This window comes from Plastoroseomonas arctica, from assembly GCF_018128965.1.
Taxonomy (GTDB): domain Bacteria; phylum Pseudomonadota; class Alphaproteobacteria; order Acetobacterales; family Acetobacteraceae; genus Plastoroseomonas; species Plastoroseomonas arctica.
This window is the reverse complement of the sequence record NZ_JAAEDH010000011.1, coordinates 53,027-71,384: the sequence shown is the minus strand read 5'-3', so window position 1 is coordinate 71,384 and position 18,358 is coordinate 53,027. Positions and strand designations below refer to the sequence as shown.

Below are 18,358 nucleotides of genomic sequence, written 5' to 3'. Positions count from 1 at the left end.
AGCCTAGAAACGAAATGCCGGGGAGAACAGCCAATGCCGGGAGAACCGCCGCCGGACTACCTCCTCGCCGATCAGGTCGGCCATCTGCTGCGCCGCGCCAACCAGCGCCACCTGGCGCTGTTCCAGGGCATCTTCGGCGAGGGCGAGCCGACCGCGATGCAGTTCGCCGCGCTGGTGACGTTGTGGCGCGAGGGGCCGCTGTCGCAGAACCTGCTCGGGCGGCAGCTGGCGATGGACCCGCCCACGGTGAAGGGCGTCGTGGCGCGGCTGATGGCGCGGGGCTTGGTCACGCGGCAGCGCGATCCTGCGGATGCGCGGTTGCTGCGGATTGCGCCCACGCCCGCTGCCCTGGCCATGCTGCCGGGGCTGGTCGAGAAGGCGCGGGCGGTGACGGCGGCGACGCTCGCGCCGCTGTCGCGCGAGGAGGCGTCCCGGCTGGTCGCGCTGCTGCGGCGGCTCGCGTGATGGATGTTGAATCCGGTCGCGGCGCCACCTAGGCTCGTTAGCGTGTCAACGATCTGGCTCCAACCCAAGACCCTGCCCGAGGCGCTGGCCATGCTGGCCGCCGATCCCGCGCTCACGCCCTTCGCCGGCGGCACCGACCTCTACCCGGCGCAGGCCGCGCGCTTCGCCTGGGGGGAGGCCTTGCCCGAGGCGATCCTGGACCTCGGCGCGCTGCCGGAATTCTGGGGGATCGCCGCGGACGCCACGCAGTGGCGCATCGGCGCGGGTGCGACCTGGGCGCAACTGCGCGACGCCGCCTTGCCGGCGGAGTTCGACGTCTTGCGCGCGGCATCGTGCCAGGTGGGCGGCGCGCAGATCCAGAATCGGGGCACGATAGGCGGCAATCTGTGCAACGCCAGCCCGGCGGCCGATGGCGTGCCGCCGCTGCTGGCACTCGACGCGGCGGTCGAACTCGCCAGCCTGCGCGGCACGCGCACCCTGCCGCTGGGGAAATTCCTGCTCGGCAATCGGCAGACCGAGCGCGCGCCGGACGAGCTGCTGACCGCCGTGCTGGTGCCGCACCGCGCCGGTGACCTGCGCAGCGGTTTCGAGAAACTGGGCGCGCGGCACTACTTGGTCATCTCCATCGTGATGGTCGCGGCAATGGTGCGGATGGAGGCGGGGCGCATAGCAGAGGCGGCGATTGCCGTCGGCGCCTGTTCCGCCGTCGCGCAGCGGCTTCCGGCACTGGAGGCGGCGCTGCGCGGGTCCCGTCCCGGCGAGGTGGCGGTCACACCCGGACAGCTGGACCACCTCGCCCCGATCGACGATGCGCGCGCGACCGGCGCCTATCGCCGCGAAGCCGCGCTCGTGCTGGTGCGGCGCCTGCTCGCGCGCCTCGCCTTGCCGGAGGCGCTGGTCGCGTGATCCTCACCGTCAACGGCGCGGACACGCGTTGCGATGTCGCACCCGGCGCCAGGCTCTCCGCCGTGCTGCGCGACACGCTGTGCCTGACCGGCACCAAGGTCGGCTGCGACGCCGGCGATTGCGGCGCCTGCACGGTGCTGCTCGACGGCGCCCAGGTCTGCGCCTGCCTGGTCCCGGCCGCCCAGGCCGAGGGCCACGCCATCCGCACCGTCGAAAGCCTCGCCGCCGACCCGCTCGGCGCTGCACTGCAGGCGGCCTTCCTCCACCACGGCGCGGCGCAATGTGGCATCTGCACGCCGGGGATGCTGATGGCGGCGATGGCGCTGCTCGCGCGCGACACCACGCCCTCCGAGGCTGCGGCGCGCGCCGCCATCGGCGGCGTGCTGTGCCGCTGCACCGGCTACACCAAGATCGTCGACGCCATCCGCGACGCGCATCGCTTCCACAATGCCCCGCCATCGGAGGAGGGCGGCGTCGGCGCGCGGCTGCCGCGGCTCGACGGGGTGGCGAAGATCGCGGGGCTCGATCGCTTCGGCGCCGACGAGGCCCCTCCCGGCGCGCTCTGGCTGCGCCCGGTGCGCTCGCCGCATGCGCATGCGCGCTTCGAGTTGGGCGACACCGCCGCCCTGGCCGCGCGCGGTATCCGCCTGCTGACGGCGCGCGACGTACCCGGCGCGAACAGCTTCGGCATCTACCCCGACATCAAGGACCAGCCGGTGTTCTGCGATGGCTATGTGCGCTACCGCGGCGATTGTATCGGCGCGCTGCTCGGCCCGCGCGCGGCGGTGGAGGCGGTGCGCTTCGCCGAGCTCCCCATCGCCTGGACGCCGCTGCCGCCGGTGGACATGGCCGCCGCCCGTCTGCCCGGTGCGCCCGTGCTGCACCTGTTCCGCCCCGACAATGTGCTGTCCACCGGACGCCTCGCTTGCGCGCGCGACGCGCCGGAGGAAGCCCATGTCGCCGAAGGCCTGTTCGAGACCGGCTTCGTCGAGCACGCCTATATCGAGCCCGAGGCCGGCCATGCCGAGCGCATCGGCGACACAATTTCTGTCTTCGCCTGCACCCAGGCGCCCTATATGGACCGCGAGGAGGTCGCCCGCGTGCTGGGCATCGCGCAGGACGAGGTGCGCATCATCCCTTCGGCCTGCGGCGGTGGCTTTGGCGGCAAGCTCGACGTCTCGATCCAGCCGATGATCGCGGTCGCGGCGTGGATCACGGGCAAACCCGTCCGCGCGGTCTGGACGCGCGGCGAGAGCATGGCGAGTTCCACCAAGCGCCACCCCGCCCGCATCCGGGCCCGCGCCGCCTGCGCGGCCGATGGTCGCCTGGTGCGCTTCGAATTCGAGGGCGATTTCGACACCGGCGCCTATGCCAGTTGGGGACCCACCGTCGCTGGACGCGTGCCGGTGCATGCGTGTGGTCCCTACCGCGTGCCGCATGTCTCGGCAGTGGCGCGCGCGATCTACACGACCAACCCGCCCTCCGGCGCCTTCCGCGGCTTCGGGGTGCCCCAGGCGGCGATCGCGCAGGAAGCGCTCTACGACGCGCTGGCTGATCGATGCGGGATGGACCGGCTGGAATTCCGCGCACTCAACGCACTGCGCGCCGGCGACACGACCGCGACCGGCCAGACCATCGCGCATTCCGCCGGCCTGCCCGCCTGCCTCGACGCGCTGCGGCCGCACTGGGCTGCGCTGCGCGCCGAGGCCGCCGCCTTCAACGCCACGCCCGGCCCGATCCGCCGCGGGACCGGCATCGCCTGCATGTGGTACGGCATCGGCAATACGGGGATGTCGAACCCCTCGACCATGCGCATCACCCTCGCACCCGACGGCACGCTCACCTTCTTCAACGGCGCGGTCGACATCGGGCAGGGCAGCACGACCGTGCTCACCCAGATTGCTGCCGAGGCGCTGGGCCTGCCGCCCGCCGCCTTCACCCTGGTGCTGGGTGACACCACGCTCACCGCCGATGCCGGCAAGACTAGCGCCAGCCGCCAGACTTTCGTCAGTGGCCGAGCCGCGCAGGACGCCGCCATCGCGCTGCGGGCCGCCATCCTGCGCCTCACCAATGCCGGCGAGGGCGCACGCCTGTCCCTGGAAGACGGCGTACTCCGAATCGACGGCGCCCCGGTCCCCATCCCCGAAACGCTGGAAGGCGTCGGCCGCTTCGACCCGCCCACCGTGCCGCTCGACGCCGAGGGCCAGGGCATCCCCTACGCCACCTATGGCTTCGCCGCGCAGATCGCCTCGCTCGACGTCGACACCCAGCTTGGTACCGTCACGCTACGGCGGATCGTCGCCGCGCATGATGTCGGCCGCGCGGTGAACCCGACGCTGGTCGAGGGCCAGATCCATGGCGGCATCGCCCAGGGCATCGGCCTGGCGCTGATGGAGGAGTACCTCCCCGGCCGCACGGAAAACCTGCACGACTACCTGATCCCCACCGCCGGCGACGTGCCACCCATCGACATCATCCTCATCGAAGAACCCGAGCCGCTCGGCCCTTTCGGCGCCAAGGGCATCGGCGAACCCGCGCTGGTGCCGACCGCACCGGCGATCCTGTCGGCCATCCATGATGCGACGGGAGCAAGGCTGCACCGTGTTCCCGCGCTACCGCATCGGGTGCTGGAGGCGATGCGATGAAACAAGAAAGACTGGGGAAAAGAATTTCCCCAGACCCCATTCTTTTATTTTTATCCGTTGGTGCTGACCCGACAACCAGCACCAAAAAGTCAAAAACAAAAGAAGGGGGGTTTGGGGGAAATTCATTTCCCCCATGCTTTCTTCCATGACCGACTCTACCGAAAAATTCGGCGCCCGAGAGGCTGACGGCATCGTCCGCTGCGATGCCTGCCCTGTACTCTGCCGCATCCGCCCAGGCCGCGCCGGCGCATGCTCCCGCTATGCCAACGAGAACGGCGCCCTGGTCCGCACCGACCCTCTCGTGCTACTCGAGCGCACCGTCGAGGCCGGTGGCACCGTGGTCCCCTTCGCCGCGAATGCCGAGGATTGGGATGGCCGCATCTTCGTCACAGCGATCGGCGCCGGCACCACCTATCCCGACTACAAGCCCGCGCCCTTCATCGTCGGCAGCACGCATGCGGGCGTGGACACCGTCACCGTCGTGACTGAGGGCATCTTCAGCTATTGCGGCCTGAAGGTGAAGATCGACACGGACCGTCACCTGGGTTCCGAGACCGCCGCGGTGCGCCACCAGGGCGAGCAGATCGGCCACGTCACGACCGCCGAATACGGCAGCCAGATGCTGAGCCTTGGCGGCGTGCACCATCTCACGGGCGGGTCCAAGCGCGAGGGCAATGTCACCTGCGCCGCAATGCTCGCACTGTGCGAAAAGCAGGCCGTAGAGGTCACCATCGATGGTGGCGCGACGCTGACGATCCAGGCTGGCGCGGCGCCCATTGTGAACGGGCATGTGGAACAGCGCATGCGCGTGGGCTGCGGCAGCGCCACCGTGGGCATCTTCGCCCAGCAATGGCAGGGCCATGTCGATGAGGTGATCGTGGTCGACGACCACATCACCGGCGTGCTGACCGAGCACCAGGCCGGCGCCTGCCTGGGCATGCGGCGCGCGGGCATCCGCGTCCGCGGCCGCCGCTCCACGCCCGGCCGTTATTTCCAGGTGGCGAGCCCCGGGACGGGCTGGGGCGGCACCGACATCACCGACCCTCTCTCGATCATCGAGAGCATCGATCCCGCGCTCGCCTGGCCGGGGCTGCGGCTGCTGCTCACCACCACCACCGGCGAGGATTCGCTCTACTGCGAGCTGGACGAAGCGCTGCACCCAGTGCCGCGCCCGATGCCGGATGCGGTGGCCGCGACCGTTGCGCGCATCGGGGAGAATTGCGAACCTGCGCTCACCTCGATCCTGTTCATGGCCGGCGCCGGCGGGTCGCTGCGTGCGGGCGTGACCGAAAACCCCATCCTGCTCACGCGCGGCGTGCGCGATGCCCTGGTCCGCGTCACCATGGGCGGCGCGCCGTGCACGCTGTGGCCAGGCGGCGGGATCACCCTGATGGTCGATGTGCTGCGCCTGCCCGCGCGTGCCTTCGGCTCGGTGCCGACGCCGGCCATCGTGGCGCCGATCGAATTCACCATGCGTGCGGATATCTTCGCCGCACTCGGCGGCCATGCGGGGCAGGTGGTGCCGCTGGCGCGGCTTCTCGCGGAGCAGGGCGGTGCGGCGCGGATCGAGGCGGCGCACGCGGATAATCCATGGCCGGCGCAAACCTCCAGCGGATGATTCACCGCGTCGGCGATCCCGTCCGCACGGATCATGCGCTGGCGCAGCGCCTGCCCGACGGAAGGCTGCACCTGCGCAACGGGCCGAGCGACCTCATCATCGCGGTCGACGCCCCGGAGGCCGCGCGCGAGGCCGCCTTTTGCCGCGCTGCCGTGGCCTTCGACGGGCTCATCGCCGCCCTCGCCGTCGAGCTGCCCGCGCTCCGCGCGCCGGTCGGTGCGCAGGCGTTCCGCCACCCGGTGGCCTCGCGCATGGCCGAAGCGGTGCGACCGCACTCGGCGGTGTTCATCACCCCGATGGCCGCCGTCGCCGGCGCCATCGCAGAGCATGTGCTGACCGCAATCGCGGCCGACCCCGCCATCCGCCGCGCCCACGTCAACAATGGCGGCGACATCGCCCTGCACCTGGCACCCGGGGAGACGCTGCGCGTGGGCCTGGTCCGCAGCCTCACGCAGGCGCGCCCCGAAGGCTGGGTGGAGATCACCCACGCCATGCCGGTACGCGGCATCGCCACCAGCGGCTGGCCGGGCCGGAGCTTTTCCCGCGGCATCGCCGATGCCGTCACCGTGCTGGCTGGCCGCGCGCCCGAAGCGGATGCGGCGGCCAGCATCATCGCCAATGCGGTGGATGCGGCGCATTCGGGCGTGCGCCGTGCACCGGCCGCCGCGCTGGACCCCGACAGCGACCTCGGCGAGACCCTGGTGACGACCGGGGTGGAAACGCTTCCCGCTGCGGTGGTGGAGGCCGCGCTCGACGCCGGGCTGCGCGTCGCGGAGGCGTGTTGCGCGCGTGGCCTGATCATCGCCGCGGTGTTGTTCTGCCAGGGGAGTCTGCGTGTAGCGAGTACGGTTCCGGGGGAAATCCCTGGCATTCCCTGGCTTCGCTAAGGTCACCTACTGCTTTTCCCGCTTACACGCTCAGGTATTGCTCCCGGACATCATCCGCCGCGATCAGGTCAGGCAGCGTTCCTGCCCAGCGGATGCGGCCCTTCTCGATGATCACCGCCCGGTCCGACACCAGCCGCGCGAAATGCAGGTTTTGCTCCGACAGCAGGATCGACAGCCCCTCCGCCTTCAACGCCGCGATCGCGTGCACCATCCGCTCGATGATCACCGGCGCGAGGCCCTCCGACGGCTCGTCGAGCAGCAGCAGCCGCGGATTGCCCATCAGCGTGCGCGCGATGGTGAGCATCTGCTGCTCGCCGCCGCTCATCCGCCCGCCGGGCCGGTCGCGCATGGCACCCAGCGAGGGAAACAAATCGAACAGCCGCGCCGCATCCCAGGACCGCAGGCCGGCGCGTGCCGGCTGCCGTCCGACGTCGAGATTCTCGAGCACGGTGAGGTCGGTGAAGATCCGCCGCTCCTCCGGCACATAGCCGATGCCCGCGCGCGCGATCCGGAAGGGGGGCTGCCCGGCAATGTCGCGCCCCTCGAAGCGCACTGACCCGGCCGAGGGGGGCACCAGCCCCATGATGGCCTTCATCGTGGTGCTCTTGCCCGAGCCGTTGCGGCCGAGCAGCACCGCGACCTCGCCGGCCGCAACCGTGAATCCGACACCGTCGAGGATGTGGGCGCGTCCGTAATGCGCATGCAGGCCGGCGACATCGAGCATCAGCCGTGCACCAGCCCGGCGCCGAGATAGACGGCCTGGACCTCGGGGTTCGCGCGCACCGCGGCGGGGGAGCCCTCGGCGATCAGGCGCCCACGGTCGAGCACGATGATGCGGTCCGCCTGGGCGAAGACCACGTCCATGTCGTGCTCGGTGAACAGCACCGCGATGCCCTGCTCGCGCGCGATGTCGCGGGTCAACGCCATCAACGCCACGCGCTCGCGCGGCGCCATGCCCGCCGTGGGCTCGTCCATCAGCAGCAGCCGCGGCGCATTGGCGAGCGCGATCGCGAGCTCAACCCGCTTGAGATCGCCATAGGCGAGCACGCCACACGCGCGCTCCGCCTGCTCCGCCATGCCCACACGAGCAAGAAGCGCATCCGCCTCGTCCGCGAAATGCTCCGGCGCCGGACGCCAGAACCGCAGCAGCCGGTGGGCATGGGAGAGCAGCGCCACCTGCACATTCTCGCGCACCGTCATGGAACCGAAGGTCGCGGTGATCTGGAACGTCCGCCCGACGCCAAGACGCCAGACGCGACGGGGCGCGAGACCGGTGATGTCCTGGCCGAGCAGCCGAACGCGGCCCGCATCGGGACGAAGCTGGCCGTTGAGCATGTTGAAACAGGTGGATTTGCCGGCACCATTGGGACCGATGAGGGCGAGCATTTCACCCGCTTCGATAGAGAAGGACACGCCCTGGACGGCACGCACGCCGCCAAAAGATTTTTCGATGCGCTCGACGTCGAGGATGGTGGTCATGACGACAGATTGGGGGAATGAATTCCCCCAAACCCCCATCTTTTATTTTTATCTATTGGTGCTGGTTGGAGGCTTAGCACTCGTTCACCTACCGTAGCGCGACCTTGAAGCTCGCACCAATTAATCAAAAACGAAAGAATGGGGGTTTGGGGAAAATTCATTTCCCCCATGCTTTCTGCACAGCACCCGCCAGCCCCTGCGGAAAGAACAGCACCAGCGCGATGATCACGCTGCCCATGATGAGCCTCCACAACTCTGTCGCGCGCATTAATTGTTCTTGCAACCCGGCGAAGGCCAAGGCCCCGACGATGGGTCCGGACAAGGTCTGGACACCGCCGAGCAGCACCATCAGCAGCGCATCCACGCTGCGCGGAATACCGAGCGTGGAGGGAAACACGCTGCCCTTCGAATAAGCGAACAACCCGCCGGCGATACCGGCGGCGACAGCCGCGACGGTGAAGGCGAGCCAGCGGATGCGGAAGCCGTCGATGCCGATCGCCTCGGCGCGCAGCGCGTTGTCGCGCCCGGCGCGCAGTGCGTAACCGAAGGGCGCGCGCACCGCGCGGCGCAGCATGAGCGACGCGCCGATGCACAGGACCAGCGTGAGATAGAAGAAGACGGATTTGTCCCGCGCCCAGCCATCCGGCCAGACGCCGAGGATGCCGTTGTCGCCGCCGGTCACCTCGACCCACTGGAAGGCGACCGACCAGGCGATCTGCGCGAAGGCGAGGGTGAGCATCGCGGAATACACGCCCGATAGCCGCACGCAGAACCACCCGAAGGCGATGCCCAGCAGACCCGCGAGGGCAGGTGCGGCAGCGAGGCCCAGCAGCATGGGCGCGCCGAGGTGCTTGGCGAGAAGGGCCGCGCCATAGGCCCCGGCGCCAAAATACGCGGCATGGCCGAAGCTCGCCATGCCGCCCGGGCCCATGATGAAGTGCAGGCTGGCCGCGAACAGCACGAAGATGAGCAGCTCGGTGAGGACGGAGATCTCGTAGTCGCGCAGCAGCAGGGGTGCTGCGATGAGGAGGGCAAGCGCGATTGCACCGGCGACGATCAGCGGCCGCGGTGTCGGCCCGATCGGCGGGTCGGGCGCCGCGGCGGCCCCGCGCGACGGTGCGCTGGCGCGGCCGAGCAGACCATGCGGTCGCGCCACCAGCACGATGGCCATGACCAGGAATACCAGCACCAGCGTGATGCGCGGCAGGATGAGGATGCCAAAGGCGTGCAATTCGCCGATCAGCAGCGCGGCCAGGAAGGCGCCTGGCAGCGAGCCGAGGCCACCCACCACCACCACCACGAACGCCTCGGTGATGATGGCGAGGTCCATCTGCAAATTCACGCTCTCGCGCGGCAATTGCAGCGTCCCGCCCAGCCCCGCGAGCATCGCGCCGAGGAAGAATACGGAAGTGAACAGTCGCCGCTGATCGACACCGAGCGCCGAGACCATCTCCCGGTCCTGCGTCGCCGCGCGCACCAGCGTGCCCCAGCGCGTGCGGTGGAACAGCAGCCACAGCAGGCCGAGGACCACTGGGCCCACGATGATGAGGAACAACTCGTATCGCGGAAACCGCACGCCCAGCATCTCGGTGCTGCCGCGCAGCAGCGGCGCTCGCGGCCCGAGCAGGTCCTGCGGCCCCCAGATCAGCAGCGCCACATCCTGTACGACCAGCACCACGCCGAATGTCGCGAGCAGCTGGAACAGCTCCGGCGCCTCGTAGATGCGGCGGAGCAGCAACACCTCGATGACCATGCCGATCGCGCCCACGATCAGCGCCGCGAGGAGGATGCTGCCCCAAAAGCCTACCGATGTGCCGGCCAGGCCCTCCGGCAGCTGGGTCACCAGGCTCCAGCCGACATAGGCGCCGAGCATATAGAGGCTGCCATGGGCGAAGTTGACGATGCGGGAGACACCGAAGATCACCGTCAGCCCGGATGCCACCAGGAACAGGGACGAGGCGCTCGCCAGGCCGTTGAGGGCCTGGATCAGCAGGTCCTCCATTCAGCTCTGGGGACGCAGCGTGCGCACCACGTCATCGGCCGGCAGATAGGCGGCGCCATCGGCATAGCGCCAATCCACCATGGTGCCGCGCCCGTTGCGCAGCGCCGTGCGCCCGACATAGGCGCCGAGCGTGGATTGATGGTCGATCGGGCGGAAGGTCACGTCGCCAGTGCCGAAGGCGGTGGGGAAGGTCAGGCCGCGCATGGCGTCGACCATCTTCTCCGTCTCGGTATCCGCGCCCGTCTTGCGCAGCATCGCGGCGATGGCGCTCACCGTGTCGAAGGCCACGACGGACCCAAGGCGCGGTGCCTCGTTGAAGCGCGCGCGATAGGCGTCGCGGAAGGCGGTATGGCCGGGCGTGTTGAGGTCTTCCCAGGGATAGCCTGTGACGATCCAGTTCTCCGGCGCCTCGTCGCCGAGGGGGAGCAGGTATTCCGGCTCGCCAGTCAGCATGGAGACGATGCGCCGCCGCTCGAACAGCCCGCGCGTGTTGCCCTGGCGGACGAAGTTCGTGAGGTCCGCACCGAAGGTGACGTTGAAGATCGCATCCGGCGTCGTGCTCGCCAGCGCCTGCACCGTGGCCCCCGCATCGATGCGGCCAAGGGCGGGAAACTGCTCACCCACGAAGGTCACGTCAGGCTTCGCGCGGGTGAGCAATTCCTTGAACCAGCGCACCGCGCTCTGCCCGTATTCGTAATTGGGCGCGACCGTCGCCCAGCGCCGGGCGGGGAGCTTCGCGGCTTCCTCGACCAGCATCGCGGCCTGCATGTAGGTGGAGGGGCGCAGGCGGAAGGTGTAGCGATTGCCGCGCGCCCAGACGAGCGCGTCGGTCAGCGGCTCGGACGCGACGAACAGCTTCTTGTTCTGGTTGGCGAAGTCGCCGAGTGCGAGGCCGACATTGGACAGGAACCCGCCGGCCAGAAGGGCCACGCGTTCCGAATTGATCAACTCGCCGGCGTGGCGCACGGCGTCCTCGGGGCGGCCGGCATCGTCGCGGAATATCGTCTCGAGCCGGCGGCCATTGACGCCGCCGCCAGCATTCACCTGCTCGATCGCGAGGATCCAGCCATTGCGATAGGGCGCGAGGAAGGCGGGTTGCGAGGTGTAGGAATTGACCTCGCCGATCCGGATCACGTCCCCCTGGGCATGCACGATGCGCGGCATGGCGAGAGCCGTGCCACCTGCAAGGAGCGTACGCCGGTCGAAACCCACCATGTCCTGTCTCCCGTCATCGCAAAGCGCCGGAACTGGCCCTGCATTCGCACATTGCGCCCATCCGCCCGTATTTATCGATGGCCTCCGGTCTGAGGACCAGCACCAAAAAGCGAAAATTTGCGAGCCCCGCGCACGGCACGGTCGAAGTTACGCGTTTTGTGGGCGCCGCCGCCTGTGCCAGTTTCGCGCCGTGTCATCATTGCATCAGCGCGGCAGCGGGATTCTGGACGTGACGCTCGCCCTCCGCGAGGGGCGCACCACGCTACGCAACCTGCACCAGGTCTCCCCGCTGCGCGCGCTATTCCCGACCCCAGAGCGCGACGAGGCGCTGACCCTCGCGCTCGTCAACACCGGCGGCGGGCTGGCTGGGGGCGATCACCTGCGCATCATGATCGAGGCCGAGGTGGGTGCGCGTGCGACCATCAGCGCCCCCGCCGCGGAGAAGATCTACCGCAGCCTGGGGCCGCCCAGCCGCATCGACTGCGCGCTCCAGCTCGGCGCCGGTGCGGTGATGGAGTGGATCCCGCAGGAGACGATCCTGTTCGACGGTGCCCGGCTGCAGCGCCGCATCTCCGCGGACCTTGCCGCCGGCGCGCGTCTGCTCGCCGCGGAGACGCTGGTGTTTGGCCGTGCCGCCCGCGGCGAGGCCTTCACCCGCGGCGCGCTGCGCGACAGTTGGCGGATCCGGCGCGACGGCGTGCTGGTCTGGGCCGATGGCGTTGCGGTCGACCCTCCGCGCGCGCTCGGCAACCGGTTCGGCTTCGCTGGTGCCGAGTCGCTGGCGACGCTGCTGTTCTGTGGCGACGAGGCGCCTGCGATGCAGGCGCTGCTGCGCGAGGCCGGGGCGCAGGTCACGCTGCCGACCCGGGGGCTGGTGGTCGCCCGCTGGCTCGGCGCCGCCCGCGACGTGCGCCGCGGCCTTGGGTCCGCCATCGGCCTGGTGCGCGCGGCGGTCTTCGGGCTGCCGGCGCGGCTGCCGCGGCTGTGGACGGCATGAGGCATTCCCTTCCATGATGGCGCCACGCCCCAGGAGACCCGCATGCATCTGACGCCGCGCGAGAAGGACAAGCTGCTGATCTCCATGGCGGCGGAGGTGGCGCGCAAGCGCCTCGCACGCGGCGTGAAGCTGAACCACCCAGAAGCCATCGCGCTGATCACGGATTACGTCGTCGAGGGTGCGCGCGATGGCCGCTCCGTGGCCGAGCTCATGCGCGACGGCGGCACGGTGCTGGCGCGCGAGCAGGTGATGGAGGGCATCGCCGAGATGGTCCACGAGATCCAGGTCGAGGCGACCTTCCCGGACGGCACCAAGCTCGTCACCGTCCACAACCCGATCCGCTGAGGCGCCCCCCATGATCCCAGGCGAAATCATCACCGGCGATGGCGATATCGAGATCAACGTCGGCGCCGTGGCCGTCGCGATGGAGGTCGCCAATACCGGCGATCGCCCGGTGCAGGTCGGCAGCCACTACCATTTCTTCGAGACCAACCCAGCGCTCAGCTTCAACCGTGCCCAGGCGCGCGGCATGCGCCTCGACATTGCCGCCGGCACCGCCATTCGCTTTGAGCCTGGGCAGTCCCGCAGCGTGAACCTCATCCCCTTCGGCGGCGCGCGCATCGTGCACGGCTTCCATGGCGCCATCGAGGGGCCGCTCTGATGCCCGCGCGCCTGTCGCGATCCGCCTATGCCGGCATGTATGGCCCGACCACGGGCGACAAGGTGCGCCTTGCCGACACCGACCTGTTCATCGAGGTCGAGCGCGACTTCACCACCCATGGCGAGGAGGTGAAGTTCGGCGGCGGCAAGGTCATCCGCGACGGCATGGGCCAGTCGCAGAAGACGCGCGCCGAGGGCGCGATGGACACCGTCATCACCAATGCGCTGATCCTCGATCACTGGGGCATTGTGAAGGCCGACGTGGGGCTGAAGGACGGGCGCATCGCGGCGATCGGCAAGGCCGGCAATCCGGATACGCAGAATGGTGTGGACATCGTCATCGGGCCGGGCACCGAGATCATCGCCTGCGAGGGGCGCATCCTCACCGCCGGCGGACTCGACGTGCATATTCATTTCATCTGTCCGCAACAGATCGAGGAGGCGCTGGCCTCGGGTGTGACCACCATGTTCGGCGGCGGCACCGGCCCCGCCCATGGCACGCTCGCGACCACCTCCACGCCGGGGCCGTGGCACATGGCGCGAATGCTCATGGCCGCGGAATCCTTTCCGATGAATTTGGGATTTCTGGGCAAGGGCAATGCGGCGCTGCCGGCTTCGCTCCGCGAACAGATCGAAGGCGGTGCGGCGGGCCTTAAGTTGCACGAGGATTGGGGCACCACGCCGCAGGCGATCCACAACTGCATGACCGTCGCGGATTCGATGGATGTGCAGGTGGCCATCCACAGCGACACGCTGAACGAGGCGGGCTTCGTCGAGGAAACTATCAAGGCACTCGCTGGCCGCACCGTGCAGGCCTTCCACACCGAGGGTGCCGGCGGCGGCCATGCGCCCGACATCCTGCGCCTGGTGGGCGAGCCGAACGTGCTGCCCTCCTCGACCAACCCGACCATGCCCTACACGGTGAACACCATCGACGAGCACCTGGACATGCTCATGGTCTGCCATCACCTCGACCCGCGCATTCCCGAGGATGTTGCCTTCGCTGAATCGCGCATCCGGCGGGAGACCATCGCGGCCGAGGACATCCTGCACGACCTCGGCGCCATCTCCATGATGAGCTCGGACAGCCAGGCGATGGGGCGCGTGGGCGAGGTGATCATCCGGACCTGGCAGACCGCGCACAAGATGAAACAGCAGCGCGGCCGTCTGCCCGGCGAGACCGGCGACAACGACAATCTCCGCGCACGACGCTACATCGCGAAATACACCATCAACCCCGCGATCAGCCAGGGCATCGGCGCGCATGTCGGCTCGATCGCGGTGGGCAAGTACGCGGATCTTGTCATGTGGTCGCCGGCCTTCTTCGGCGTGAAGCCGGAGATGGTCCTGAAGTGCGGCACCATCGCCATGGCGCCGATGGGCGACCCCAACGCCTCGATCCCGACGCCGCAGCCGGTGCACTACCGCCCCATGTTCGGCAGCTTCGGGCGTGCGATGCAGGCGAGCTCGATCACCTTCCTGTCGCAGGCCGGGATCGATGCCGGCATTCCGCGGCAGCTCGCGCTAAACCGCATCTGCCTGCCGGTGACCAACACGCGCAGCGGCATCTCGAAGCGCGACATGGTGCTGAACGACGCGCTGCCGAAGATCGAAGTGGATGCTGAGACCTATGAGGTGCGCGCCGATGGCGAGTTGCTGATCTGCGAGCCGGCGAAGTTGCTGCCCATGGCGCAGCGCTACTTCCTGTTTTGAGGGACCGCAAATGTCTGATTACGTTCGCTTAGAGCCTATACGAATGAAAATTGATGCAAAATATACTGAGAAATGGTTGCAAGGAATTATTGCAAATGATCCTTCCGTCTTGGGTTTGGGGGATGTTGAACTCCTTTCGAAAGAGAGACGCCAACCAAGAGCCGGTCGGTTAGACTTACTTCTTGCAGATTCTGAGGGTCGTCGGCGATATGAAGTTGAACTTCAGTTAGGAGCCGTTGACGAAACTCATATTGTTCGAACCATTGAGTATTGGAATATCGAAAAAAAAAGATATCCTCAATATGACCACTGTGCAGTTATAATTGCTGAGGAGATAAATGCTAGATTCTTGAACGTAATTAGTCTGTTCAACGGACATATTCCACTTATCGCTATGCAGGTCCAAGCTATAAAGGTTAAAGATGCAGTTACCGTGGTTTTCACAAAGGTGCTAGACGAAAATATTAGAGCCCCGCTGGACGAAGAAGATCTTCAGCAGGCAACTATTGACCCAACCAAATGGGAGAAAAATTATCCTCTTGAGATCATTGGAATAATGAAACAAATTCATGCAAACATAATACGGAAAATAGATAGTAAATGCGAGCTAAATTATACTAAACACTATGTCGGTATTACAATAAATAAAATTGCAAATAACTTTGTGCTATTCAAGCCAAAGAAAAAATCTTTGGAATTTCAAGTGGCTTTACCGCAAATACAGCAATACGACTCCTGGGTTGAATCGACAGGGTTCGATACATTGCCTTATGACAATTGGTTCAAAAATTATCGATTTTTGATCAGGCCTGCTGACGTAGACGGCAAACCAGAAAAACTCGATCAACTTAGGGAATTAGTGCAAGCGGCGTATAGTGAAAAAGTTGGGTAAAATGGGCGCCAAAGAATTTCTGCCCCGCGCGACCCGCGTCCTGCCCGCCGGCGACTGGGTGGCACGGACCGCGCGCGACACCGTCACGCTCGACTTCGACGAGCGGTTCCGTCGCCGCCGTCGCTACACCGGCGCGAACGGCACCGAATTTCTTCTTGATCTCGATGAGGCGGTGGCACTGCGCGATGGCGACGGCCTGCTGCTCGAAGGCGGCGGCGTCATCCTGGTGCGCGCGGCGCCCGAACCGCTCACGCAGATCACCGCGGCCACACCGGAACTGCTGATGCGGCTCGCCTGGCACCTGGGCAACCGGCATCTGCCGACGCAGATCGAAGGCAGCCGCATCCTGATCCGCGAGGACCACGTCATCACCGCCATGCTGCGCGGCCTGGGCGCGACCGTCGAAGCGGTTCAGGCGCCCTTCCATCCCGAAGGCGGCGCCTATGGCGAGCACAAGGGCCATGGCCACTCGCATGATCATGGCGACGGCCATCACCACCACCATGACCACTGAGGATTTCGCGCGCCTGCTCGCCTGGACCTCGCCCGCCTATCCGGTCGGCGCATATACCTACAGCCACGGCATCGAGGCGGCGGTCGAGGATGGCGCGGTGTGCGACGCCGCGACGCTCGCCGCCTACATCCGCACCGTGCTGCACGACGGCGCCGGCCACATTGATGGTGCGCTCTGCGCCGCTGCGATCGCCGCTGTGGATGACGCCGCTCTCGACGCCATTGCCGAACTCGCCTTCGCCTGGCGCGGCACCGCCGAGACGGCGCTGGAGAGCACGGCGCAGGGCAACGCCTTCGCGCTGGTCACGATGGCCGCCTGGCCGGACGCAGGCTTCGCCGCATTCTGCGCGCGCCATCCCAAGCGGCTGGCGCATGCGTCCGCCTTCGGCGCCGCCTGCCGCTTCGCCGCCATTCCACCGCGCGACGCGGTCTTCGCCTATCTTACAGCGTTTGCCGCCAACCTCACCTCCGCCGGCGTGCGGCTGGTGCCGCTCGGTCAGACCGATGGGCAGCGCGTGACGGCGGGCCTGCTGCCCGCCATCACCGCCGCGACCGAGGCCGCGCTGGCGGCCGATCTCGACGATCTGGGCACCGCATCGCCGATGATCGACCTGTTTTCCATGCGTCACGAGACGCAATACACGAGGCTGTTCCGCTCATGAGCGCACCCTATCCCCACGGCCCTTTCCGCGTCGGCGTCGGCGGTCCCGTGGGGTCGGGCAAGACGGCACTGGTCGACCGGCTCTGCAAGCATCTGCGCGCGACGCACGACATCGCCGCCATCACCAACGACATCTACACCAAGGAGGATGCCGAATTCCTCACCCGCTCCGGCGCGCTTGCGCCCGAGCGCATCATGGGCGTGGAGACCGGCGGCTGCCCGCACACCGCGATCCGCGAGGATGCCTCGATCAACCTCGCTGCCGTCGCGGAGATGAGCGAGCGCTTTCCTGCGCTGCAGGTGCTGTTCATCGAATCCGGCGGCGACAATCTCGCCGCCACCTTCAGTCCGGAGCTGGCGGACCTGATGCTGTATGTCATCGACGTCTCGGCCGGCGACAAGATCCCGCGAAAGGGCGGGCCGGGCATCACACGCTCGGATCTGCTCATCATCAACAAGACTGATCTGGCGCCGCTCGTGGGTGCGGATCTCGGCGTGATGGACCGCGACGCGAAGCGCATGCGCGGCGCGCGGCCGTTCATTTTCACCAACCTCAAGATCGAGCAGGGCGTGCCAGAAATCGCCGCCTTCATCCTTGAGCAGGGCGGTATCCCGGCATGAGCACGACCGGTTCCGATGCGCGCAAGCTCGCGGACGCCGTGGCCTTCGCCGCCGCGCATGAGACGCCCTGGCCGCACGACATCGCGTCGCACATTGCACATGGCTATTTCGAAGGGCCGCCGGACAACGAGATCCTCGGCCCCGTGAGCCCGCGCGGCGCGCCCAATGGTCTGATCACCCGCAACGGCAAGCTGGTCGCGTCCTGGGGCGACACGCGCCAGGCGGACATGACCTTCTCGGTCGCGAAATCCTACCTCTCGCTGCTCGCGGGCCTCGCCCATGCCGATGGGCTGATCCCCGATCTCGATGCCCGCATCGGCGCGACCATCACCGATGGCGGGTTCGAGACGCCGCAGAACGCACCGATCACGTGGCGCCACATCCTGACGAACACCTCCGAATGGGAAGGCACGCTGTTCGGCAAGTCCGACATCATCGATCGCGGCCGCAACCTCGTCGTCGAGGGCAAGGGCCAGAAAGGCCAGGCGCGGCCGATGAATCCGCCCGGCAGCTATTGGGAATACAACGACGTGCGCGTGAACCGCCTCGCGCTGTGCCTGCTGCGGCTGTTCCGCCGGCCGCTTCCTGACGTATTCCGCGAACGCATCCTCGGTCCCCTCGGCGGCTCCGCCGACTGGCGCTGGGAGGGCTATCGCACCAGCTGGGTCGAGATCGACGGGCAGCGCATGCAGTCGGTCTCTGGCGGCGGGCATTGGGGCGGCGGCGTGGTGATGCATGCCGAGGACCAGGCGCGCATCGGCATGCTTATGCTCGGCCGCGGCGCGTGGAACGGTGTGCGCATCCTGCCGGAATCCTGGATCGAGGCCAGCACCACGCCCTGCGCGCTGAACCCGAGCTACGGCTTCCTGTGGTGGCTGAACTCCGACGGCAAGCGGCTGCCCTCGGCGCCCAAGGATGCGCTCTTCGCCTCCGGTGCCGGCGGCAACACCATCTGGATCGACCCGTCGAGCGGCATCGTCGCGGTCAGCCGCTGGCTGGACCCGGCGGCACTCGATGGCTTCATCGGCAAGGTGCGCGCGGCGCTGGCGTAGCGGCGCAACCGGCGGAGGGACGCCGCCGCGCC

Annotated in this window: 18 protein-coding genes; 14 read left to right on the top strand and 4 right to left on the bottom strand. The window is 67.8% G+C overall.

Annotation, left to right across the window (positions count from 1 at the left end; translation table 11 throughout):
* Nucleotides 1-33: 33 nt before the first annotated feature.
* From GXW79_RS11120 to GXW79_RS11100, 5 genes are all read left to right on the top strand, one after another.
* Nucleotides 34-465: a MarR family winged helix-turn-helix transcriptional regulator gene (locus GXW79_RS11120; protein WP_211874462.1), complete on the top strand. Its 432-nt coding sequence runs from the start codon at nt 34-36 to the stop codon at nt 463-465.
* Between the two features lie 42 nt (nt 466-507).
* On the top strand, nt 508-1,371 hold the full coding sequence (locus tag GXW79_RS11115; RefSeq protein WP_367614883.1) for an FAD binding domain-containing protein: 864 nt from the start codon (nt 508-510) through the stop codon (nt 1,369-1,371).
* Nucleotides 1,368-4,016 (top strand): molybdopterin-dependent oxidoreductase, encoded by a 2,649-nt coding sequence (locus GXW79_RS11110; protein WP_211874460.1) that lies wholly within the window; start codon nt 1,368-1,370, stop codon nt 4,014-4,016. Before GXW79_RS11115 ends, GXW79_RS11110 begins: the two co-directional genes overlap by 4 nt.
* Before the next feature lie 145 nt (nt 4,017-4,161).
* Nucleotides 4,162-5,634 (top strand): 6-hydroxynicotinate reductase, encoded by a 1,473-nt coding sequence (locus GXW79_RS11105; RefSeq protein ID WP_211874459.1) that lies wholly within the window; start codon nt 4,162-4,164, stop codon nt 5,632-5,634.
* On the top strand, nt 5,607-6,521 hold the full coding sequence (locus tag GXW79_RS11100) for a UPF0280 family protein (protein ID WP_246503922.1): 915 nt from the start codon (nt 5,607-5,609) through the stop codon (nt 6,519-6,521). Before GXW79_RS11105 ends, GXW79_RS11100 begins: the two co-directional genes overlap by 28 nt.
* Before the next feature lie 22 nt (nt 6,522-6,543).
* Here the strand turns inward: GXW79_RS11100 and GXW79_RS11095 are convergent, their stop codons facing one another.
* The 4 genes from GXW79_RS11095 to GXW79_RS11080 form a co-directional block, all read right to left on the bottom strand.
* A complete protein-coding gene (locus tag GXW79_RS11095) occupies nt 6,544-7,245 on the bottom strand; it encodes an ABC transporter ATP-binding protein (RefSeq protein WP_211874458.1) in 702 nt (233 codons plus the stop codon).
* Nucleotides 7,245-8,000, bottom strand: coding sequence for an ABC transporter ATP-binding protein (locus GXW79_RS11090; protein ID WP_211874457.1), 756 nt, complete (start codon nt 7,998-8,000; stop codon nt 7,245-7,247). The genes GXW79_RS11095 and GXW79_RS11090 overlap by 1 nt, the downstream gene beginning before the upstream one ends.
* 157 nt (nt 8,001-8,157) lie before the next feature.
* Entirely contained in the window at nt 8,158-10,002 is a 1,845-nt protein-coding gene (locus GXW79_RS11085; protein ID WP_211874456.1) for an ABC transporter permease, read from the bottom strand.
* On the bottom strand, nt 10,003-11,166 hold the full coding sequence (locus GXW79_RS11080) for an ABC transporter substrate-binding protein (RefSeq protein ID WP_246503921.1): 1,164 nt from the start codon (nt 11,164-11,166) through the stop codon (nt 10,003-10,005).
* Nucleotides 11,167-11,446: 280 nt separating this feature from the next.
* Between GXW79_RS11080 and GXW79_RS21650 the strand changes: the two genes are divergently transcribed.
* From GXW79_RS21650 to GXW79_RS11035, 9 genes are read left to right on the top strand one after another with little or no spacing between them, the layout of a single operon-like run.
* Entirely contained in the window at nt 11,447-12,214 is a 768-nt protein-coding gene (locus tag GXW79_RS21650; RefSeq protein ID WP_211874454.1) for an urease accessory protein UreD, read from the top strand.
* 42 nt (nt 12,215-12,256) lie between these two features.
* On the top strand, nt 12,257-12,559 hold the full coding sequence (locus tag GXW79_RS11070; RefSeq protein WP_211874453.1) for an urease subunit gamma: 303 nt from the start codon (nt 12,257-12,259) through the stop codon (nt 12,557-12,559).
* Nucleotides 12,560-12,569: 10 nt separating this feature from the next.
* Complete coding sequence (locus tag GXW79_RS11065) at nt 12,570-12,875, top strand: urease subunit beta (RefSeq protein WP_211874452.1); 306 nt, start codon at nt 12,570-12,572, stop codon at nt 12,873-12,875.
* A complete protein-coding gene (gene ureC / locus GXW79_RS11060; protein ID WP_211874451.1) occupies nt 12,875-14,587 on the top strand; it encodes an urease subunit alpha in 1,713 nt (570 codons plus the stop codon). Before GXW79_RS11065 ends, ureC begins: the two co-directional genes overlap by 1 nt.
* A 10-nt stretch (nt 14,588-14,597) precedes the next feature.
* Nucleotides 14,598-15,479: a hypothetical protein gene (locus GXW79_RS11055; protein ID WP_211874450.1), complete on the top strand. Its 882-nt coding sequence runs from the start codon at nt 14,598-14,600 to the stop codon at nt 15,477-15,479.
* Between the two features lies 1 nt (nt 15,480).
* On the top strand, nt 15,481-15,993 hold the full coding sequence (gene ureE / locus GXW79_RS11050; RefSeq protein WP_211874449.1) for an urease accessory protein UreE: 513 nt from the start codon (nt 15,481-15,483) through the stop codon (nt 15,991-15,993).
* Entirely contained in the window at nt 15,941-16,654 is a 714-nt protein-coding gene (locus tag GXW79_RS11045; protein WP_246503920.1) for an urease accessory protein UreF, read from the top strand. The genes ureE and GXW79_RS11045 overlap by 53 nt, the downstream gene beginning before the upstream one ends.
* On the top strand, nt 16,651-17,274 hold the full coding sequence (gene ureG, locus GXW79_RS11040; RefSeq protein ID WP_211874447.1) for an urease accessory protein UreG: 624 nt from the start codon (nt 16,651-16,653) through the stop codon (nt 17,272-17,274). The genes GXW79_RS11045 and ureG overlap by 4 nt, the downstream gene beginning before the upstream one ends.
* Entirely contained in the window at nt 17,271-18,326 is a 1,056-nt protein-coding gene (locus tag GXW79_RS11035) for a serine hydrolase domain-containing protein (protein ID WP_211874446.1), read from the top strand. The genes ureG and GXW79_RS11035 overlap by 4 nt, the downstream gene beginning before the upstream one ends.
* The last annotated feature ends 32 nt before the right edge of the window (nt 18,327-18,358 follow it).

Excerpts from the sequence above, each read along its gene's own strand:
- ureE (WP_211874449.1), top strand. The coding sequence starts at position 15,481 with ATGGGCGCCAAAGAATTTCTGCCCCGCGCGACCCGCGTCCTGCCCGCC.
- ureG (WP_211874447.1), top strand. The coding sequence starts at position 16,651 with ATGAGCGCACCCTATCCCCACGGCCCTTTCCGCGTCGGCGTCGGCGGT.
- GXW79_RS11085 (WP_211874456.1), bottom strand. The coding sequence starts at position 10,002 with ATGGAGGACCTGCTGATCCAGGCCCTCAACGGCCTGGCGAGCGCCTCG.
- GXW79_RS11090 (WP_211874457.1), bottom strand. The coding sequence starts at position 8,000 with ATGACCACCATCCTCGACGTCGAGCGCATCGAAAAATCTTTTGGCGGC.
- GXW79_RS11120 (WP_211874462.1), top strand. The coding sequence starts at position 34 with ATGCCGGGAGAACCGCCGCCGGACTACCTCCTCGCCGATCAGGTCGGC.
- GXW79_RS11045 (WP_246503920.1), top strand. The coding sequence starts at position 15,941 with ATGGCCACTCGCATGATCATGGCGACGGCCATCACCACCACCATGACC.
- GXW79_RS11035 (WP_211874446.1), top strand. The coding sequence starts at position 17,271 with ATGAGCACGACCGGTTCCGATGCGCGCAAGCTCGCGGACGCCGTGGCC.
- GXW79_RS11080 (WP_246503921.1), bottom strand. The coding sequence starts at position 11,166 with ATGCCGCGCATCGTGCATGCCCAGGGGGACGTGATCCGGATCGGCGAG.
- GXW79_RS11105 (WP_211874459.1), top strand. The coding sequence starts at position 4,162 with ATGACCGACTCTACCGAAAAATTCGGCGCCCGAGAGGCTGACGGCATC.
- GXW79_RS11065 (WP_211874452.1), top strand. The coding sequence starts at position 12,570 with ATGATCCCAGGCGAAATCATCACCGGCGATGGCGATATCGAGATCAAC.
- GXW79_RS11095 (WP_211874458.1), bottom strand. The coding sequence starts at position 7,245 with ATGCTCGATGTCGCCGGCCTGCATGCGCATTACGGACGCGCCCACATC.
- GXW79_RS11100 (WP_246503922.1), top strand. The coding sequence starts at position 5,607 with ATGGCCGGCGCAAACCTCCAGCGGATGATTCACCGCGTCGGCGATCCC.
- ureC (WP_211874451.1), top strand. The coding sequence starts at position 12,875 with ATGCCCGCGCGCCTGTCGCGATCCGCCTATGCCGGCATGTATGGCCCG.
- GXW79_RS11070 (WP_211874453.1), top strand. The coding sequence starts at position 12,257 with ATGCATCTGACGCCGCGCGAGAAGGACAAGCTGCTGATCTCCATGGCG.
- GXW79_RS11055 (WP_211874450.1), top strand. The coding sequence starts at position 14,598 with ATGTCTGATTACGTTCGCTTAGAGCCTATACGAATGAAAATTGATGCA.